Here is a 17,142-nt window from a genome sequence, read left to right on the forward strand (position 1 = left end):
TTGACCGTCCCGACTTCCCTGGCCGTGCGCCGGTTCGCCCCCGACGGCCCGACCGCCGGCCCACCGGTGCTGCTCCTGCACGGGTTCGCCTCCGACGGCCCGACCGACTGGATCGGCACCGGCTGGCCCGCGGCCCTCACGGCCGCGGGCCGCCCGGTCGTCGTACCGGACCTGCCGGGTCACGGCTCGAGTCCGGCACTCGCCGACGCCACCCCGAAGGCCGTCACCGAAGAACTCGTCCTCGCGGTCGGCGACGTGTCCGAAGTGGACGTCGTCGGCTACTCGCTGGGGGCGCGGCTGGCCTGGGAGCTGCCCGCGCTGCTGCCCGTCCGGCGCCTGGTGCTGGCCGGGATCAGCCCGCACGAGCCGTTCGGCGCGGTCGACGTCGAGGCCGCGCAGGCCTTCGCCGACGGCGGGCGGCTGCCGGCCGACCCGCTGACCGCGGCGATCGCCCGGATGATCACCGCGCCGGGTCGCGACCCCGCGGCCCTGCTCCGGTGCGTCGAGGGCCTGCGCCGGGAGCCGTTCGCGCCGCAGGTGGGCACGATCGGCGTGCCGACGCGGTTCGTCGCGGGCCGGGACGACCCGGTCAGCCAGGGCATCGAGACCCTGGTCCCGCTGGTGCCGGGCAGCGACCTGCTCCTGGTGCCCGGCGACCACGGCGGCGCCCTGCGCGGCGCCGCCTTCAAGACCGCGGTGCTCACCTTCCTCGACACGCCCTGACCCGGTCGTGAGTGGTAATGCGGGTTAGAACCCTCATTACCACTCACGACAAGCCTCACCAGGATCCGTCGGGGCTTACTCCTCGGTCGGCTTGGAGGTGGTTGACCGCCGCGCGGATCTCGGTGCCGTGGCGCTCGGCCAGGTCGAGCGCGCCCAGGTTGTCCGTCAGCTGCTCGGCGCGGCTCGCGCCGAAGAGGACGTTCGCCACCGGCGCGTAGGCCAGGCAGAACGCCAGGGCCAGCTGCGCCCGGGTCGCGCCGAACTCCGCGGCGATGGTGGCCAGCTCGGCGGAAGCGTCCACAATGGACGCCCGGATGCCGCCGACGTCCGCGCCGATCTTCCGGGTGGGCACGGGGTTGCCCAGCAGGACGCCGCCTTCGAACACGTCCGACGCCTGCAGCGCGAGCCGTCCCCAGTGCTTGCCGTAGTGCGGACCTTCGGCCATGGACCGGCGGGCGATCGAGTACTTCAGCTGGGCGAACTCCGGCGCCGGCAGGCCTTCACGATCCGCGAACTCCAGCGCGAGATCGAGGTCCGCGGCGAGCCAGTTGTTGACGCCCCAGCCGCCGATCCGCCCGGCCCCGATCTGCTCGGCGACCTCGGTGACGACCCGCGGAATGTCCGGGCGGTCGCGGTAGTCGCCCACGACGACCAGGTCCGCGTGGTCCGTGCCGATCCGGCCGAGCGACGTCTCCAGCTGCCGCGCGAACCCCGTCCGCGGGTGGTCCCACAGCCAGAGTTTCCCGCACAGCACGTAGTCCTCGCGGGCGATTCCCGCTTCCCGCACGGCTTTCCCGAAGATCACGTCGGTGTTCGAACCCTCGGCGTGCGGACCCATGTCGTAGTGCGCGACGTCGAACAACGTCACGCCGGCATCGACGGCCGTCCGCAGCAGCGCGACGGCGTCGCCGAAGTCCATCCGGTCCCAGGTGTTCCACGAGCCGAGCCCGAAGGCCGATCTGCCGATCATGCTGTTTCCCTTCTCCGGCAACCTATCTTTAGTCTACGATTGTAGAATGAAACAGCGAATCGTGGTGGTGACCGGCGGCGCGAGCGGGATCGGCCGGGGCGTCACCGAAGGCTTCCTCGCCGCGGGCGACCGCGTGATCGTCGCCGACGTCGACGCCCGCGCGGCCCACGACACCGGCCGGGACCACGTCGAGCTCGACATCTCCGACCCGGCTTCCGTCGACGCGGCGGTTTCGCTGGTGACGCGGCAGTTCGGGCCGATCGACGTGCTGGTCAACAACGCCGGGCTGGCGGGTGGCGGCGGCCCGGTGACCGCGCTCGACGTCGAGGTGTTCGACCGCTGCGTGCGGGTCAACTTCCGCGGCACGTTCCTGATGACACGCGCGGTCGGCGCGCACATGGCCGAAGCGGGCACGCGGGGCGCGATCGTGAACGTCTCGTCGATCGGCGCCCGCCAGCCGACCCCCGGCCTGGGCCACTACGAGGCCACCAAGGCGGCCGTCGACGCGCTGACCCGGTCCGCGGCCCTCGAACTGGCGCCGCACGGGATACGGGTGAACGCCGTCGCGCCCGGCCCGGTGCTCACGCCGATGACCGCCGGGTTCGCCGCCGACACCGCGGCCCGCGCGGCCTGGGAATCGCGGATCCCGTTGGGCCGCATCGCCTCCGTCGAGGACGTCGTGCCGGCGGTGGTGTTCCTGGCCTCGCCCGCCGCCGGGCACATCACCGGGGTGAGCCTGGCGGTCGACGGCGGCCAGCTGCTCACCTGACTATCCCTTGTGGACGATCCGGCCGGCGGTCACGGTCAGCTCGACCGCGACCGACGGCAGGTCGGCCAAGGCGACGTCGAGGGGGTCCGCCGCCAGGACGCAGAAGTCGGCGGCCATCCCGGGCGCGAGGGTGCCCTTCCAGCTCGCGGACCCGTCCTGCACCGCGGCTTCGGTGGTGCAGCAGCGCACCAGGCGTCTCGTCAGCTCCGGCGTCACCCCGCGCGCCCCCAGCAGGTCTCCGGCCGCGGCGAGGTGCACCCGCCAGTCCGGGGTGACGACCGGCGCGTCGCTGCTCAGGGTCAGCGGGACGCCGGATGCGAGGATCTCCCGCAGTGGCCAGGCGCTCGCGGCGACGTCGGCTCCCAGCGCGGCCGCGACCATCGGGCGCATGGCCGTCGCGATGGCGGGCTGGGTGGTCAGGCCGACACCCCGGGCCGCCATCCAGCGCAGCTGCGCCGGGGTGACGAGGTCGCCGTGCACGAGGTGGTCACCGCGGCGCAGGTGCGCGAGCGCGGTCTCGATGCTGCGCTCCCCCGTCGCGTGCACGCCGACGACCAGGCCGGCCTCGTGCGCCGCTCCGATCATCGCGCCCAGGTTGCCCGCGCGGGCGTCGTCGTCCGGACCGTCGACGAGCAGGGCGCCGTGGCCGCCGTCGGCGTAGCAGTGGTGCGTCCAGGCCGTGCCCATCGGCGGGATCCCGTCGGCGAAGATCTTGACGCCGGTGACGGCCAGCCAGTCCGGGTCCGCCCGCGGCACGGGCGTTTCGAGACCAAGCTCGAAGTCCGGCAGCGAACTGGCGCCGTCCAGGAGCCCGAACAGGCGCAGGACGGTGACCCGCGCCCGCAGCAGCCCTTCCCGCTGCAGCGCGGCGTATTCGTCGAGGACCGCCGCCGAGAAGCAGCCGGTTTCGCCGGGGCCGAGACCGGGTTCGGTGTAGCTGGTGATGCCCAGCGACGCGCAGAGGTCGCCCGCGCGCAGGATCGCCGCTCGCCGCTCCGCCGAGGTCGTCACCGGCTCTTCCTCGTGCGGCGGTCCGAGCAGCGGGTGCGGCCAGCGGGCGCCCAGCCAGGTCGCGTGCAGGTGGGCGTCGTTGATCCCGGGGAGCACCGTGCGCCCGGCGAGGTCGACGACCTCGGTGTCCGGTCCGATGCAGGCGGTCAGGTCGGCGCCGGCCGCGACGATCCGGCCGTCCCTGATCGCGAGGCCGTCCGCCACCGTGGCGAGCCGGTCGAAGGTGTGCACGGTGCCCCCGCGCACGACCAGCTGCGCCGGGTGGATCCGTTGGCTCGTCATGGTTTCCTCCCGGATCTGGACTTTTTCTTCCACGACTGTAGACTAAAAAGATGGCACTGCCCACCCGCACCGAGGCCGCGGTCCTCACCGGCCACCACGCGCCCCTCGAACTGCGCGAACTCCCCCTGCCGGAACCGGAACCCGGCGCCGCCCTGGTCCGGCTCACCTGCACCACGTTGTGCGGCACCGACGTCCACCTGTGGGCCGGGCAGATGAGCTTCCCCGGCATGCTCCCGATGGTGCTCGGGCACGAGATGGTCGGCGAGGTCGTCGCCACCGGGCCCGGCACCACCGACACGCTCGGCCGGGAGATCAAGCCGGGCGACCGGATCGGCTGGTCGGAGTCGGTCTGCGGGAAGTGCTCCGGCTGCACGATCCTGCGCGAGCCCGTCGCCTGCGAGTCCCGTGGTTACGGCTTCCTCCAGCGGTCCGACCGGTTCCCGTACGCGACCGGCGGGCTCGCGCGGCACTGCTACGTCACGCCCGGCGCCGCGAAACTCCTGCTGCCCGGCGACGTCGCGGACACCTGGGCGTCGATGTCGGGCTGCGCGGGCAAGACCGTGCTGCGGGCGGTCGCCCGGTCCGGCGGGATCCGTCCGAACGCGACAGTCGTCGTCCAGGGCGCCGGCGCGCTCGGCGTGTTCGCCACGGCGGTCGCACGGCTGTGCGGCGCGGGCACGGTGCTCACCGTCGGCGGCCCGGCGAGCCGCCTGGAGACGGCGTTGCGCTTCGGCGCCACGGCGACGATCCCCGTCGACTCCTCGGCGGAAGAGCGCATCGAACGGGTCCAGGAACTGACCGGCGGCCGCGGCGCGGACCACGTCTTCGACTTCGCCGGCGGCCCGACGATCGGCGAGGAGGCCGTCGCCTTCGCCGCGCAACGCGGCACGGTCGCGATCGTCGGGTCGACCGGCCCGGCGCCCGCCCCCGTTCCGCTGGGCACGGTGATGGGCAAGGAACTGACCATCGTGGGCTCGCTCAACGGCGACATCGCCGACTACCACCGCTCGGTCGAGTTCTTCCGCGCCTTCGCCGGGCGAATGCCCTGGGACGAGCTGTTCAGCCCGCCCGTCGGGCTGTCCGGTGCGTCCGCCGCCGTCGAGTCGATGTCCCGGCTCGGCGAGCTCAAAGCCGTCATCGACCCCCGACTGCCCTAGGAGGGCTACGTGAGCATTCCCCAGCGCCGCATCGGCCGCGACGGCCCGCACACCGGCGTCCTGTCGCTCGGCTCGTGGCACACCTACGACCGGATGGACTTCCGCGAGGCGGTGACGCTGCTGCGCACCGCCGTCGACGCCGGGATCACCCTGTTCGACGTCGGGGTCTACGGCTTTCCCGGCAGCGACCCGGTGTTCACCGACGTGCTGTTCTCCGCGATGGTCCGCGCCGCGGGCCTGCGCCGCGACGACTACCTGCTCTCGGCGAAGCTGTGGCTCGAGGGTTATCCCGGGCACAGCCTGCGCGAGCAGCTGGAGAACGCGTTCTTCCGCGCCGGCGTCGAGCACGCCGACCTCGTGATCCTCGGGGACCTGCGCCGCGACGACACGGACCTGCACGCCCTCGCCCGCGATCTGGCGCAGCTGCACGAGGCCGGGCTGATCCGGCAGTGGGGTGTCAACAACTGGTCGGCTTCGACGATCCGCGCGGTGCACGACTTCGCGCTCGCCGACGGCGTGCCCGGACCGGCCATCGCCCAGCTGAAGTACAGCGTCGCGCGACGGTCCATTCCGGACGGTGTGCCGTTCGCCGCGGTGTTCGACGACCTCGGCGTCACGCTCCAGGCGTCGGACGTCTTCGAGGGTGGCGTGCTGCTCGGCAAGGGCGGCCGCCAGGTCGGCCGCGACCCGGGTGACGTCCGGCAGCGCATCGCCGACTCCGCCGAGGGGATCCGGAAGGTCGCCGGGAGCCTCGGTGCGACGGCCGCGCAGCTGTGCCTCGCCTTCACCCTCACCCACCCGGCCACCACGACGACGTTGTTCGGCGCCACCAGCGTCCGGCAGCTGGAGGACAACCTGGCCGCGGTCGATCTCCTGGAGCGGGTGGGGGCCGCCGAGCTGCGGGCGCTCGTGGAGCCGTTCTGGGCCGATCGCGACGCTGTCGCCCCGGAGGGGCCGTGACCGGCCCGCAGCTGCCACTGTCCGCGTCGACGTTGCCCGCGATCCGGGAAGCGATGCGCAACCCGACCTGCGCCGAGGCGGTCGGCGACCGGGACATCACCTGGTCGGACCACGTCGTGCCCGGCACCGGCGTCGTCGTCACCGTGCTGCGGCCGCGCGAACCGAAGGCCGCGCTGTTCAGCATCCACGGTGGTGGCATGGTCATGGACGACCGGTTCGCCGACCTGCCCCGGCTGGTCGCGCTGATCGAGGAGTTCGGGTTCGTGGCCGCGACCGTCGAGTACCGGCTGGCGCCGGAACACCCGCACCCCGCGCCCCTCGACGACTGCTACGCCGGTCTCGTGTGGTTCGCCGCGGAGGTGGGCCTCGACCGCCTGGTCGTGGCGGGTGGCAGCGCGGGTGGCGGGCTCGCCGCCGGGTGCGCGTTGCTGGCCCGCGACCGTGGCGGCCCGGCACTGGCGGGACAGCTCCTGCTGTGCCCGATGCTCGACGACCGCACGACGGTGGACGTCCCGGACGCGGTGTGGACCCGCGAGGCCAACGACTTCGGCTGGCGAAGCCTGCTGGCCGGGCAGACGTCGCCCTACGCGGTGCCGGCCCGGATGACGGACCTGGGCGGCCTGCCCCCGGCGTTCGTCGAGGTGGGCGGGGCGGAGATCTTCCGCGACGAGGACGTCGCGTATGCCCAGCGGCTGGCCCAGGCGGGCGTCCCGACGGAACTGCACGTCTGGGCGGGCGCCCACCACGGCTTCGACCGCTTCGCCCCGGACGCGGAGGTGACCCGCGCGGCCCTCGCGACGCGGTCGTCGTGGCTGCGGCGGCTGCTGGGCGCTACGGGCCGAGGATGAACCGCGCCGCCTGCTCCCCCACCAGCACCGCGGGGGCGTTCGTGTTGCCCGTCGGCACCCGGGGCAGCACCGACGCGTCCGCGACCCGCAGCCCCTCCAGCCCGTGCACCTTGAGGTCCGGGTCCACCACGGTGCCCAGTGCGCACGTACCGACCTGGTGGTGGTAGGTGATCGCCGTGCGGCGGACGTATTCGCGCACGTCGTCGTCCGGTGCCGGGTACAGCCGTCGCGCGCCCCACCCGGCGGCCAGGGCCGGGGCCCGGCCGACCGCGACACACTGCTCCACCGACGCCACCAGGCTCTCGAAGTCCGCCGGCGCGGACAGCGCGCCCAGGTCGATCAGCACCCCGCCGTCCGGTGACAGCCGCACGCTGCCGCGGCTTTCCGGCGTCACCATGCCCGCCATCAGCGAGAACCCGGTCGGCGGCCCGGTCATCCCCGGCTCGTACATCGGCACGCTGAAGCAGATCGGCTGCGTGTCCGGCACCGCCAGTCCCGGACGGCTGCGCCAGAACCAGTGGACCTGCGTGACCGACCGGCCCGCCACTGGCGGCTCGACTGGACGATCCGTCCCGAAGATCACCGGTGCGAGCAGGTGATCGTGCAGGTTGCGCCCGACGGGCAGATCGGCGACGACGTCGATGCCGAGCGCGGCCAGTTCGTCCGCCGGGCCGACGCCGCTGCGCAGCAGGATGGCCGGCGACGCCAGCGCGCCCGCCGCGAGCACCACCAGATCGGCGGACAGCTCCCGCGGTTCACCACCGATCGAGGCCACCACCCCGGTGGCGCGCGAGCCCTTGAACAACACCCGGTGGACCAGCGCTCCCGTGTGGACGGTCATCCGGGCAGCCACCGGCGAAGCGTAGGCGCGCCAAGTGGTGACACGACGGCCGTCGCGAGCGGTGATCCGCTCGACCGAGACGCCGTCCTGCGTGGCACCGTTGCAGTCCGGGTTGAGCGGGAGCCCGACCGAGACCGCGGCGTCCACAATGGACTGCTGGATCGGGTGCAGCGGCTCGTTCGGCACGATCGTGAGAAGGTCCTTCTCTACGCGCTCAAACACCGGGCGGACGTCGTCCCAGGTCCAGCCCGGCACACCCCAGCCGTCGTAGTCGGCGGGCGCGCCGCGGACCCAGATCATCGCGTTGAGCGCGTGCGAACCGCCGAGCACCTTGCCCCGCGGCAGGTGCAGCCGCCGGTTCGCCGCGTGCGGCTGCGGAACCGTGTAGTGGTCCCAGTCCTCCGGGCCGTGCCACAGCTCCCCGGCCCGCGCCGGGTCGTGGACGGCCGGGTTGACGTCCGGGCCGCCCGCCTCCAGCAGCGTCACCGCCGCACCCGCGTCGACCAGCCGCCGGGCCACCACGCACCCGGCCGAACCCGCGCCCACCACGATCACGTCCATGGGCCCAGCCTGACGCGCGTCCCGGCCGCCGGCGCGGATCCCTTCGCCGTCGGTCAACCGGCATGCGTGAGCGGACAAGACCCGCGGCCGGCTCGCGCCCGATACTCGGTCCACCCCACGAAGGAGGAACCCGGGATGGCGACACGCCTGTGCATCGACGGCCAGTGGACCGAGGCCGGCGGCGGTGCCCTTCCCACGCTCGACCCGGCCACCGGCCGCGTGCTCGAGGAGGTCGGCACCGCGTCGGAGGCCGACGTCGACGCCGCTGTCGCGGCCGCCCGGCGCGCGCTGACCGCGCCGGCGTGGGCCGGATTGCTCCCGGGCCGGCGGGCCGCGCTGCTGTTCCGGCTCGCCGACCTGATCGACGCGCACCACGAGGAGCTGGCCCAGCTGGAGACCCGCGACCAGGGCCAGCCGATCGGGGTGTCCCGGCAGGTGAGCGCCACCGGCGCGGCCGAGCACTTCCGGTACTTCGCGGGCTGGGTGACGAAGCTGCAGGGCACCACGAACCCGGTGTCGTTCCCGGACACGCTGCACTACACCCGCCGTGAGCCGGTCGGGGTGAACGCGCTGATCACGCCGTGGAACTTCCCGCTGATGATCCTCGCCTGGAAGCTCGCGCCGGCGCTCGCCACCGGCAACACCGTGGTGATCAAGCCGAGCGAAGTCACGCCGCTGACCAGCATCCGCCTGGTCGAACTGGCCCACGAAGCCGGCATCCCGCCGGGCGTCGTCAACCTCGTCACCGGGGACGGCGCGGTCGGCGCGATGCTCAGCGAGCACCACGGCGTCGACCACCTCTCCTACACCGGCTCGACGGCCGTCGGGAAGCTGATCACCGCGGCCAGCGCGGCGTCCAACCTCAAGCGCCTCACGCTCGAACTCGGCGGCAAGGCGCCGAGCATCATCGCGGCCGACGCCGACATCGACGCCGCCGTTGCGGGCAACCTCGCCGGGGCGACGCTCAACACCGGCCAGGTCTGCGCGGCCTACACCCGCTTCTACGTCGACCGCAAGCGCGAGCAGGAGTTCGTCGACAAGCTCGCCCGCGGCCTCGAAGGCCTGCGGCTCGGCCCCGGCGCCGAGGAAAGCACCCAGCTCGGGCCGCTGGTGTCGGCGAAGCACCGCGAGCACGTCGACTTCCTGGTCACCACCGGCCGCGAACAGGGCGCCGACCTGGTGACCGGCGGCGGCCCGGTCGACGGCAACGGCTACTTCTACCGGCCGACGCTGTTCGCCGGCGTCACCGACGGGATGGCGGTCATGCGCGAGGAGATCTTCGGGCCGGTCCTGGCCGTCACCGCCTACGACGACGATGACGACGTGCTCGGGCGCGCCAACGACACCGAGTACGGCCTGGCCGCGACCATCTGGACCCGCGACATCCGCACCGCCCAGCGCTACGCCGACGGGATCCGGGCCGGCGCGGTGTTCGTCAACATGCCGCCGATCCCGGACATGGCCGCACCGTGGGGCGGCTACAAGGCGTCCGGCTGGGGCCGCGAGATGGGTCCGTGGGCCCTCGACGTCTACACCGAGACCAAGTCGGTCTGGCTGCACTATGGCTACTGAAAAGCGGGCTACTGATCCGGGCTTTCCCCGCGCCGCAGATCGTATATTATTTGGGATATCTTCGCCCGAACCGGCAGGCAGGAACCACGGATGACCAGCATCGCGCGGCCCGGCAAGATCATCGCGCTGCACCTGAACTATCGCTCCCGCGCCGCGCAACGCGGCCGGGTCCCCGAGCAGCCGTCGTACTTCCTCAAGCCGCCGACGTCGGTCGCGGCGAGCGGGGACGTCCTCGAGCGCCCGGCCGGCACCGAGCTGCTCGGCTTCGAAGGCGAGATCGCGCTGGTCATCGGCCGGCTCGCCCGCCGCGTCTCCCCCGAGGACGGCTGGTCGTACGTCGCCGGCGTCACCGCGGCCAACGACTTCGGCGTCTACGACCTGCGCTACGCCGACAAGGGCAGCAACCTGCGCTCGAAGGGCGGCGACGGCTTCACCCCGCTCGGCCCGGCCGTCCTGCCCGCCGCGGACGTCGACCCGGCCGCGCTGCGGCTGCGGACCTGGCTCAACGGCGACCTCGTCCAGGACGACACCACCGCCGACCTGCTGTTCGGCTTCGGCCGGCTGGTCGCCGACCTCTCGCAGCTGATCACCCTCGAACCCGGCGACGTCGTGCTCACCGGCACCCCGGCGGGCGCCTCGGTAGCCGGCCCGGGTGACGTCGTCGAGGTCGAGGTCAGCACCGGAGGGCACACCACCGGCCGCCTGGTCACGCCGATCGCGGCCGGCACCGTCCCGTTCGGACCGTTCGGCGCGCTCCCCCGCGTCGACGAGCAGCAGCGCGCGGACGCCCACGGAACGGCCGAGCCGGAGTTCACCTTGACGCCGGAACTGCGGGCGCGGATCGAATCCGTCGGTACCGCGACGCTTTCCGTCCAGCTCCGCAAACGCGGGTACCACGACGTCTTCATCGAGGGCCTCACCTCGACCCGGCCCGGCGCCCGGCTGACCGGCCGCGCGCGGACCCTGCGCTACCTGCCCTACCGCGAAGACCTGTTCCGCGCGCACGGCGGCGGCTACAACGCGCAGAAACGCGCGATCGACGCCCTCGGCCCGGGTGACGTCCTGGTCATGGAAGCCCGCGGCGAACGCGGCACCGGGACCGTCGGCGACATCCTGGCGCTGCGCGCCCAGGTCACCGGCGCGGCCGGGATCGTCACCGACGGCGGCGTCCGCGACCTGGCCGCGGTGTCCGCTTTGGACATTCCGACCTACCACGCCGGGCCGCACCCGGCGGTGCTCGGGCGGCGGCACGTGCCGTGGGACGTCGACGTCGCGATCGCCTGCGGTGGCGCGGCCGTCTGCCCCGGCGACGTCATCGCCGGTGACAGCGACGGCGTGCTCGTCATCCCGCCGCACCTGGTCGAGGAGGTCGTCGACGCGGCGATCGAGCAGGAGCGGCAGGAGACGTTCATCGCCGAGCAGGTCGCCGCGGGCGAGCGCGTCGAAGGCCTCTACCCGCTGGACGAGCACTGGCGCGGGAGGTACGCCGCATGGCTCGCGCAACGGTGACCGGCGCCGCGCTGAGCAAGTCGCGCATCGCCTACGAATGGATCAAGGCCCGCATCGGCGACGGCACCTTCTCCCCCGGCTACCGGCTGGTCCTCGGCCAGCTCGCGCAGGAGCTCGGCGTCAGCGTGGTGCCCGTCCGCGAAGCGATCCGGCTGCTGGAGGCCGAAGGACTCGTCACGTTCGAACGGAACGTCGGCGCGCAGGTCGCGATGGTCGACGAGCGCGAGTACCAGCACACGATGCAGACGCTCGCGCTGGTGGAGGGCTACGCGGCCGCCCTGGCCGCGCCGCTGCTGCCGCCGGGCGCCCTCGACGAGGCCCGCGAGCTGAACGACCGGCTCGCCGACAGCCTCGGGCACTTCGAACCCGCGCGGTTCACCGCGCTCAACCGGGACTTCCACGCGGTGCTGTTCGGCGCCTGTCCCAACCCGCAGGTGCTCGACCTGGTCGAGCGCGGCTGGAACCGGCTCAGCGGCCTGCGGACCTCGACGTTCAGCTTCGTGCCGGGCCGCGCCCACGAGTCGGTGGCCGAGCACGAAGCCATCCTCGGCCTGCTCGACGCCGGCGCCCCCGCCGCCGACGTCGAGCGGGCCGTGCGTGACCACCGGCTGGCCACCCTGAACACCTTCCTGGCCCACCGCCACCCCTGACGCAGAAGGGAAACCCATGCGATTCCGCTCCGACCCCCAGGCGATCCGCGGGTCGATCGCGCCGCTGATGACGCCGTTCACCGCCGACGGCGCGGTGGACCACGACGGCCTCACCAACCTGGTGCGCTGGCAGCTCGCGTCCGGCACCCACGGCATCTCGATCGGCGGCTCCACCGGCGAGCCCGGGTCCCAGACGGTCGCCGAACGCGCCGCGGCGATCCGCACGGTCGCCGCGGCCGTCGGCGACCGCGTCCCGATCGCCGCGGGCACCGGTTCCGCGAAGCTGGACGAGACCCTGGAGCTGACGGCCGCCGGGCGCGACGCCGGGATCGACGCGGCGCTGGTGATCACGCCGTACTACGCGCGCCCGACCCAGGACGCGCTGTTCGTCTGGTACCGCACGGTCGCCAACGAGTTCCCCGACCTGCCGATCGTCGCCTACAACGTGCCCAGCCGGACCGCCGTGGACCTCGCGCCGGAGACCGTCGCGCGGCTGTTCCGTTCGTGCGACAACTTCGTCGGCATCAAGGAGACGACCAAGGACTTCGAGCACTTCTCGCGCGTGCTGCACCTGTGCGGGCGGGAGCTGATCGTGTGGTCCGGGATCGAGCTGCTCTGCCTGCCGCTGCTGGCCCTCGGTGGCGCCGGGTTCGTCAGCGCGACGGCGAACATCGCCCCCGCCGCCTGCGCCGAGATGTACGGGGCCTGGCAGGCCGGCGACCTCGAACGCGCGCGGGAGATCCACTACGGCCTGCACCCGCTGGTCGACCTGCTGTTCGTCGAGACCAACCCGGCGCCCGGGAAGTGGGTCCTCGAACACCGCGGGCTGATCGGGTCCGGCCACGTCCGGCCGCCGCTGCTCCCGCCGTCCGAGGCCGGCGTCGCCCGGATCAAGGACTTCCTGGCCGAAGGCGCGAAGTACCTCTCGCCGGCCGAAGGCTTCACCGTGGAAGGAAAGTCATGAGTCACCACGTCCCGGAAGGACTGCCGGGCGAGCTGAAGCACTACATCGGCGGGCAGCTCGTCGACAGCGTCTCGGGCAAGACCTTCGACGTGCTCGACCCGGTGTCGAACACGCCGTACGTCACCGCCGCCGCGGGCCAGGCCGAGGACGTCGACCGGGCGGTCGCCGCGGCGCGCACGGCGTTCGCCGAGGGCCCTTGGCCGCGGCTGGTGCCGCGCGCGCGGGCCCGGGTGCTGAACAAGATCGCCGACGCCGTCGAGGCGCAGGACGCGCGGCTGGCCGAGCTGGAGACGTTCGACACCGGCCTGCCGATCACCCAGGCCCTGGGCCAGGCGCAGCGCGCGGCCGAGAACTTCCGGTTCTTCGCCGACCTCGTCGTCGCCCAGGCCGACGACACCTACCAGGTGCCGGGGCGGCAGGTGAACTACGTGCACCGCAAGCCGGTCGGCGTCGCCGGGCTGATCACGCCGTGGAACACGCCGTTCATGCTGGAGAGCTGGAAGCTCGCGCCCGCGCTGGCGTCGGGCTGCACGGTGGTGCTGAAGCCGGCCGAGTTCACGCCGCTGTCGGCGAGCCTGTGGGCGGCGATCTTCGCCGACGCGGGCCTGCCCGACGGCGTGTTCAACCTGGTCAACGGCTTCGGCGAGGAAGCGGGCGACGCGCTCGTCAAGCACCCCGACGTCCCGCTGATCTCGTTCACCGGCGAGTCCACGACGGGCCAGACGATCTTCCGCAACTGCGCGACCGGGCTCAAGGGCATGTCGATGGAGCTGGGCGGCAAGTCCCCGGCGATCGTCTTCGCCGACGCCGATCTCGACGCCGCGCTCGACTCGACGTTGTTCGGCGTGTTCTCGCTCAACGGCGAACGCTGCACCGCCGGCAGCCGGATCCTCGTCGAGCGCCCGATCTACGACGAGTTCTGCGAACGCTACGCCGAGCGCGCGCGCAACATCGTCGTCGGCGACCCGCACGACCCGGCCACCGAGGTCGGCGCGCTGGTGCACCCGGAGCACTACGACAAGGTGATGCGGTACGTCGAACTCGGCAAGTCCGAGGGGCGCCTGCTCGCGGGCGGCGGCCGTCCGTCCGGTGTGGACAGTCGCAACTACGTCGCGCCGACGGTGTTCGCCGACGTCGCCCCGGACGCCCGGATCTTCCAGGAGGAGATCTTCGGCCCGGTGGTCGCGCTGACGCCGTTCGACACCGAGGCGGAGGCCCTGGCGCTGGCCAACGGCGTCAAGTACGGTCTGGCCGCCTACCTCTGGACGTCGAACCTGGAGCGGGCGCACACTTTCGCGCAGTCGGTCGAGGCCGGGATGGTCTGGCTGAACTCGCACAACGTCCGCGACCTGCGCACGCCGTTCGGCGGGGTCAAGGCGTCCGGTCTCGGCCAGGAGGGCGGCTACCGCTCGCTCGACTTCTACACCCACCAGCAGGCGATCCACGTCTCGCTCGGGCCGGTGCACACGGCCCGCTTCGGCAGCGTCCGGAAAGGACAGTCATGACCGCCACCCCGCCGGACGTCCTGCGCTGCGCGTACGCCGAACTCGTCGTCACCGATCTGGCCGCCTCACGCGGCTTCTACGTCGGCGTGTTGGGGCTCGTCGTGTCCTATGAGGACGAAGACGCCCTGTACCTGCGGGCGTTCGAGGAGTACCTGCACCATTCGCTGGTGCTGCGGAAGGGTGCGACGCCCGCGCTGGCCGTGCTCGGCTACCGCGTCCGGAGCGCGGCCGACCTCGACCTCGCCGAGGCGTACTACCGCGGCCTCGGCTGCCGGGTCGAGCGCCGGGCGGCGGGCGCGACCCGCGGCATCGGCGAGGCGGTCCGCGTCGAAGACCCGCTCGGGTTCCCGGTGGAGTTCTTCTGCGAGGCCGAGCACGTCGAGCGGTTCACCCAGCGCTACGACGTCCACGGCGCCGGCGCGCTGGCGCGGCTGGACCACTTCAACCTCGACACCCCGGACGTCCCGGCGGCCCGGAAGTACTACGAGGGCCTGGGTTTCCGGGTGTCGGAGGACATCCAGGACGACGAGGGCACGGTGTACGCGGCGTGGATGTTCCGCAAGCCGACGGTGCACGACGTCGCCCTCACCGGCGGCGACGGGCCGCGGCTGCACCACATCGCGTTCGCGAGCCACGAGCGGACGCAGATCCTGCACCTCTGCGACCACCTCGGCGCGCTGCGCCAGTCCGGCATGATCGAACGCGGGCCGGGCCGCCACGGCGTGTCGAACGCGTTCTACCTCTACGTCCGCGACCCCGACGGGCACCGGATCGAGATCTACACCCACGACTACTACACCGGCGACCCGGACAACCCGGTGATCACCTGGGACGTGCACGACAACCAGCGCCGCGACTGGTGGGGCAACCCGGTGGTGCCGAGCTGGTACGCCGACGCGTCGACGGTGCTGGACCTCGACGGGAAGCCCCAGCCGCTGGTCGCCCGGGCCGAGGCGCGCGAAGCCGACGTCACCATCGGCGCCGACGGCTTCTCGTACACGTCGAAGGATGCCGAATTCAAGCTGGGCGAGCAGGTTTGAGCCACCGGGTGAACCACTCGCGGGTGCGGTGCAGGAAATCAAGCTGGTGTTCGCGTCCGCGCAGCGAGTGGTTCTCCCCGGGGTAGACGGCGAACTCGTGCTCGACGCCGAAGTGGCGCAGCGCGCGGTGGAGGAACTCGGCCTGCGAGAGCGGGACGTTGGTGTCGTCCGCGCCGTGCAGCAGCAGGATCGGCGTCCGGATGTCGGCGGCGTAGGAGATCGGGCTGTTCCGGTCGTGCCGGTGCGGGCCCGGGCCCTCCCAGCCGATGCTGCCGCCCAGCGCCCCCTCGAAGGGGGCGCCCTGCTCGCCGGTGGCGGCCATCATGCCCCAGTCGCTGATGCCCGCGTTGACGAAGGCCGCGGCGAAGCGGTCGCTGCGCGCGGCCGCCCAGGCGGCGAGGAACCCGCCGTGGCTGCCGCCGCCGATGCCGAGCCGGTCCGGATCGGCGACACCGGCGTCGATCAGCAGGTCGATGCCGGTGAGGATGTCCGTCCACTCCGCGCCGCCGACCTCACCGGCGACGGAAACGGCGAACGCGTGGCCGTGACCCTGGCTGCCGCGCGGGTTGGGCAGGAAGGCGGCGAACCCCGCGTCGGCCAGCCACCGCGCCTGCCGGAACCAGCCGACCATGAAGCGGTCGGCGTAGCGGTCGTACGGGCCGCCGTGCGCGAGCGTGACCAGCGGAAACGGGCCGTCACGGCGAGTGGTGCCGGGTGGGAGGACGAGCAGGCCGTCCAGCTCCAGGCCGTCGGCGGCGCGGTAAGCCAGGCGCTCCTGCGGGCCCCAGGTCCTGGTACGCAGCTCCGGGCTGCAGTCGGTGAGCCGGGTCAGCGGGCCGCCCGGAGGTCCGGTGTGGATGTCGTCGGGCTCGGTCGCGGTGCTCGCGACCACGGCGACGAAACCACCGCCGTGGCTCAGGAAATCGAGGGAGCCCGGCGCGTGGGCGATCTCGACGAACCTGCGCGTGGCCGGGTCGAGCCGCCGGATCGTGGTGTCGAGGCCTTCGGCGAACAGGGCGAGCGGCGGGCCGTCGTCGACCTGGACGAGTTCCACCGGGCAGACGTCCATCCCCTCGGTGAGGTTGGTGCCGTCCTCGGCGTCGAAGATCGCGTAGCCGCCGACGAGTCCGGGCGGGGTCACGCCGCGGTAGAGGAGGCGGTCGCCCCACCAGGTGAGCGCGGACGCCTCGACGGCCGGGGCGGGGAGGTCGCGGCCGCCGACCAGGTGGAGCCGCGGTTCGAGCATGCCGGGATCGGGGTCGGCGACCGGCCAGGTCAGGACGGCGAGCGGGCCGCCGCCGGAGTGCGCCGCGACTTCGACGACGTGCCGGTCACCGAGGTCGCCGTGCGGGCGGACGTCTCCGGTCGTCAGGTCGAGCAGCCACAGCCGGTCGGGCGGGCTCGGCACGCGCAGGTACGGGTCTTTCGCGGGCTCCTCGCCGGGCCCGACGAGGAACACGAGATCGCCGGGCAGCGGGACGCAGGCGGTGACGGCCCGGTCCGTCAGGCGTTCGGCGTTCCCGGTGAGCGGGACCCGGTGGAGCCGCCCGGCGGCCAGGTAGAACACCGAGCCGGAGTCCGGGGCCCACCAGGGCGCCTCGGCGGTGCCGGCCAGCTCGCGCGGCGGCGCACCGCCGCCGGCGGGGACGAGCCACAGGTCACCAGCCTTCCGGCCCCGGGTCGTCGTCAGGTACACGACCCAGCGGCCGTCGGGGGAAACCCGCGGCTCCCTGGGCACGATCCGGTCGACGACGGCTTCGGCACTCAGGTTCCCCATGAA

General features: G+C 73.1%; 15 protein-coding genes. 11 read left to right on the top strand and 4 right to left on the bottom strand.

All coding sequences use genetic code 11. The features are described 5' to 3' along the window. Positions 1–723 (top strand): alpha/beta fold hydrolase, encoded by a 723-nt coding sequence (locus ACLJQZ_RS17020; RefSeq protein WP_410620954.1) that lies wholly within the window; start codon positions 1–3, stop codon positions 721–723. 55 nt (positions 724–778) lie between these two features. Here the strand turns inward: ACLJQZ_RS17020 and ACLJQZ_RS17025 are convergent, their stop codons facing one another. Then, positions 779–1,693 carry an aldo/keto reductase gene (locus tag ACLJQZ_RS17025; protein WP_410620955.1) on the bottom strand — a complete coding sequence of 305 codons (915 nt, stop codon included), beginning with the start codon at positions 1,691–1,693 and terminating at the stop codon, positions 779–781. Positions 1,694–1,739: 46 nt separating this feature from the next. Here ACLJQZ_RS17025 and ACLJQZ_RS17030 point away from each other — a divergent pair, with 46 nt between their 5' ends. Continuing rightward, positions 1,740–2,462, top strand: a complete 723-nt coding sequence (locus ACLJQZ_RS17030; protein ID WP_410620956.1) for an SDR family NAD(P)-dependent oxidoreductase — start codon at positions 1,740–1,742, stop codon at positions 2,460–2,462. Here the strand turns inward: ACLJQZ_RS17030 and ACLJQZ_RS17035 are convergent, their stop codons facing one another. Next, positions 2,463–3,755, bottom strand: a complete 1,293-nt coding sequence (locus tag ACLJQZ_RS17035; protein ID WP_410620957.1) for an amidohydrolase family protein — start codon at positions 3,753–3,755, stop codon at positions 2,463–2,465. A gap of 56 nt (positions 3,756–3,811) precedes the next feature. On the opposite strand from ACLJQZ_RS17035, the gene ACLJQZ_RS17040 reads away from it, so the two are divergent. From ACLJQZ_RS17040 to ACLJQZ_RS17050, 3 genes are read left to right on the top strand one after another with little or no spacing between them, the layout of a single operon-like run. After that, positions 3,812–4,912, top strand: a complete 1,101-nt coding sequence (locus ACLJQZ_RS17040) for a zinc-binding dehydrogenase (RefSeq protein WP_410621191.1) — start codon at positions 3,812–3,814, stop codon at positions 4,910–4,912. A 9-nt stretch (positions 4,913–4,921) separates the two neighbouring features. Then, positions 4,922–5,872, top strand: a complete 951-nt coding sequence (locus tag ACLJQZ_RS17045) for an aldo/keto reductase (RefSeq protein WP_410620958.1) — start codon at positions 4,922–4,924, stop codon at positions 5,870–5,872. Next, the gene (locus ACLJQZ_RS17050; protein WP_410620959.1) at positions 5,869–6,720 is read left to right on the top strand and encodes an alpha/beta hydrolase fold domain-containing protein; all 852 of its coding nucleotides are present in this window, start codon (positions 5,869–5,871) and stop codon (positions 6,718–6,720) included. Before ACLJQZ_RS17045 ends, ACLJQZ_RS17050 begins: the two co-directional genes overlap by 4 nt. On the opposite strand, the gene ACLJQZ_RS17055 is transcribed toward ACLJQZ_RS17050, so the two are convergent. Beyond that, the gene (locus ACLJQZ_RS17055) at positions 6,704–8,122 is read right to left on the bottom strand and encodes a GMC family oxidoreductase (RefSeq protein ID WP_410620960.1); all 1,419 of its coding nucleotides are present in this window, start codon (positions 8,120–8,122) and stop codon (positions 6,704–6,706) included. The genes ACLJQZ_RS17050 and ACLJQZ_RS17055 overlap by 17 nt on opposite strands. Before the next feature lie 135 nt (positions 8,123–8,257). Between ACLJQZ_RS17055 and ACLJQZ_RS17060 the strand changes: the two genes are divergently transcribed. From ACLJQZ_RS17060 to hpaD, 6 genes are all read left to right on the top strand, one after another. Beyond that, positions 8,258–9,694 (top strand): aldehyde dehydrogenase family protein, encoded by a 1,437-nt coding sequence (locus ACLJQZ_RS17060; protein ID WP_410620961.1) that lies wholly within the window; start codon positions 8,258–8,260, stop codon positions 9,692–9,694. A 90-nt stretch (positions 9,695–9,784) separates the two neighbouring features. Beyond that, on the top strand, positions 9,785–11,203 hold the full coding sequence (locus tag ACLJQZ_RS17065) for a fumarylacetoacetate hydrolase family protein (RefSeq protein WP_410620962.1): 1,419 nt from the start codon (positions 9,785–9,787) through the stop codon (positions 11,201–11,203). Beyond that, positions 11,185–11,853 (top strand): GntR family transcriptional regulator, encoded by a 669-nt coding sequence (locus tag ACLJQZ_RS17070; RefSeq protein ID WP_410620963.1) that lies wholly within the window; start codon positions 11,185–11,187, stop codon positions 11,851–11,853. The genes ACLJQZ_RS17065 and ACLJQZ_RS17070 overlap by 19 nt, the downstream gene beginning before the upstream one ends. Before the next feature lie 16 nt (positions 11,854–11,869). Next, positions 11,870–12,817, top strand: coding sequence for a 4-hydroxy-tetrahydrodipicolinate synthase (dapA, locus tag ACLJQZ_RS17075; protein ID WP_410620964.1), 948 nt, complete (start codon positions 11,870–11,872; stop codon positions 12,815–12,817). Then, positions 12,814–14,322, top strand: coding sequence for a 5-carboxymethyl-2-hydroxymuconate semialdehyde dehydrogenase (gene hpaE / locus ACLJQZ_RS17080; RefSeq protein WP_410620965.1), 1,509 nt, complete (start codon positions 12,814–12,816; stop codon positions 14,320–14,322). Before dapA ends, hpaE begins: the two co-directional genes overlap by 4 nt. Beyond that, on the top strand, positions 14,319–15,362 hold the full coding sequence (gene hpaD / locus ACLJQZ_RS17085) for a 3,4-dihydroxyphenylacetate 2,3-dioxygenase (RefSeq protein ID WP_410620966.1): 1,044 nt from the start codon (positions 14,319–14,321) through the stop codon (positions 15,360–15,362). The genes hpaE and hpaD overlap by 4 nt, the downstream gene beginning before the upstream one ends. Here the strand turns inward: hpaD and ACLJQZ_RS17090 are convergent. Then, positions 15,340–17,139, bottom strand: a complete 1,800-nt coding sequence (locus ACLJQZ_RS17090) for a S9 family peptidase (protein WP_410620967.1) — start codon at positions 17,137–17,139, stop codon at positions 15,340–15,342. The genes hpaD and ACLJQZ_RS17090 overlap by 23 nt on opposite strands. Between the last annotated feature and the right edge of the window lie 3 nt (positions 17,140–17,142).

The organism is Amycolatopsis sp. cmx-8-4, assembly GCF_046548675.1.
Taxonomy (GTDB): Bacteria; Actinomycetota; Actinomycetes; order Mycobacteriales; family Pseudonocardiaceae; genus Amycolatopsis.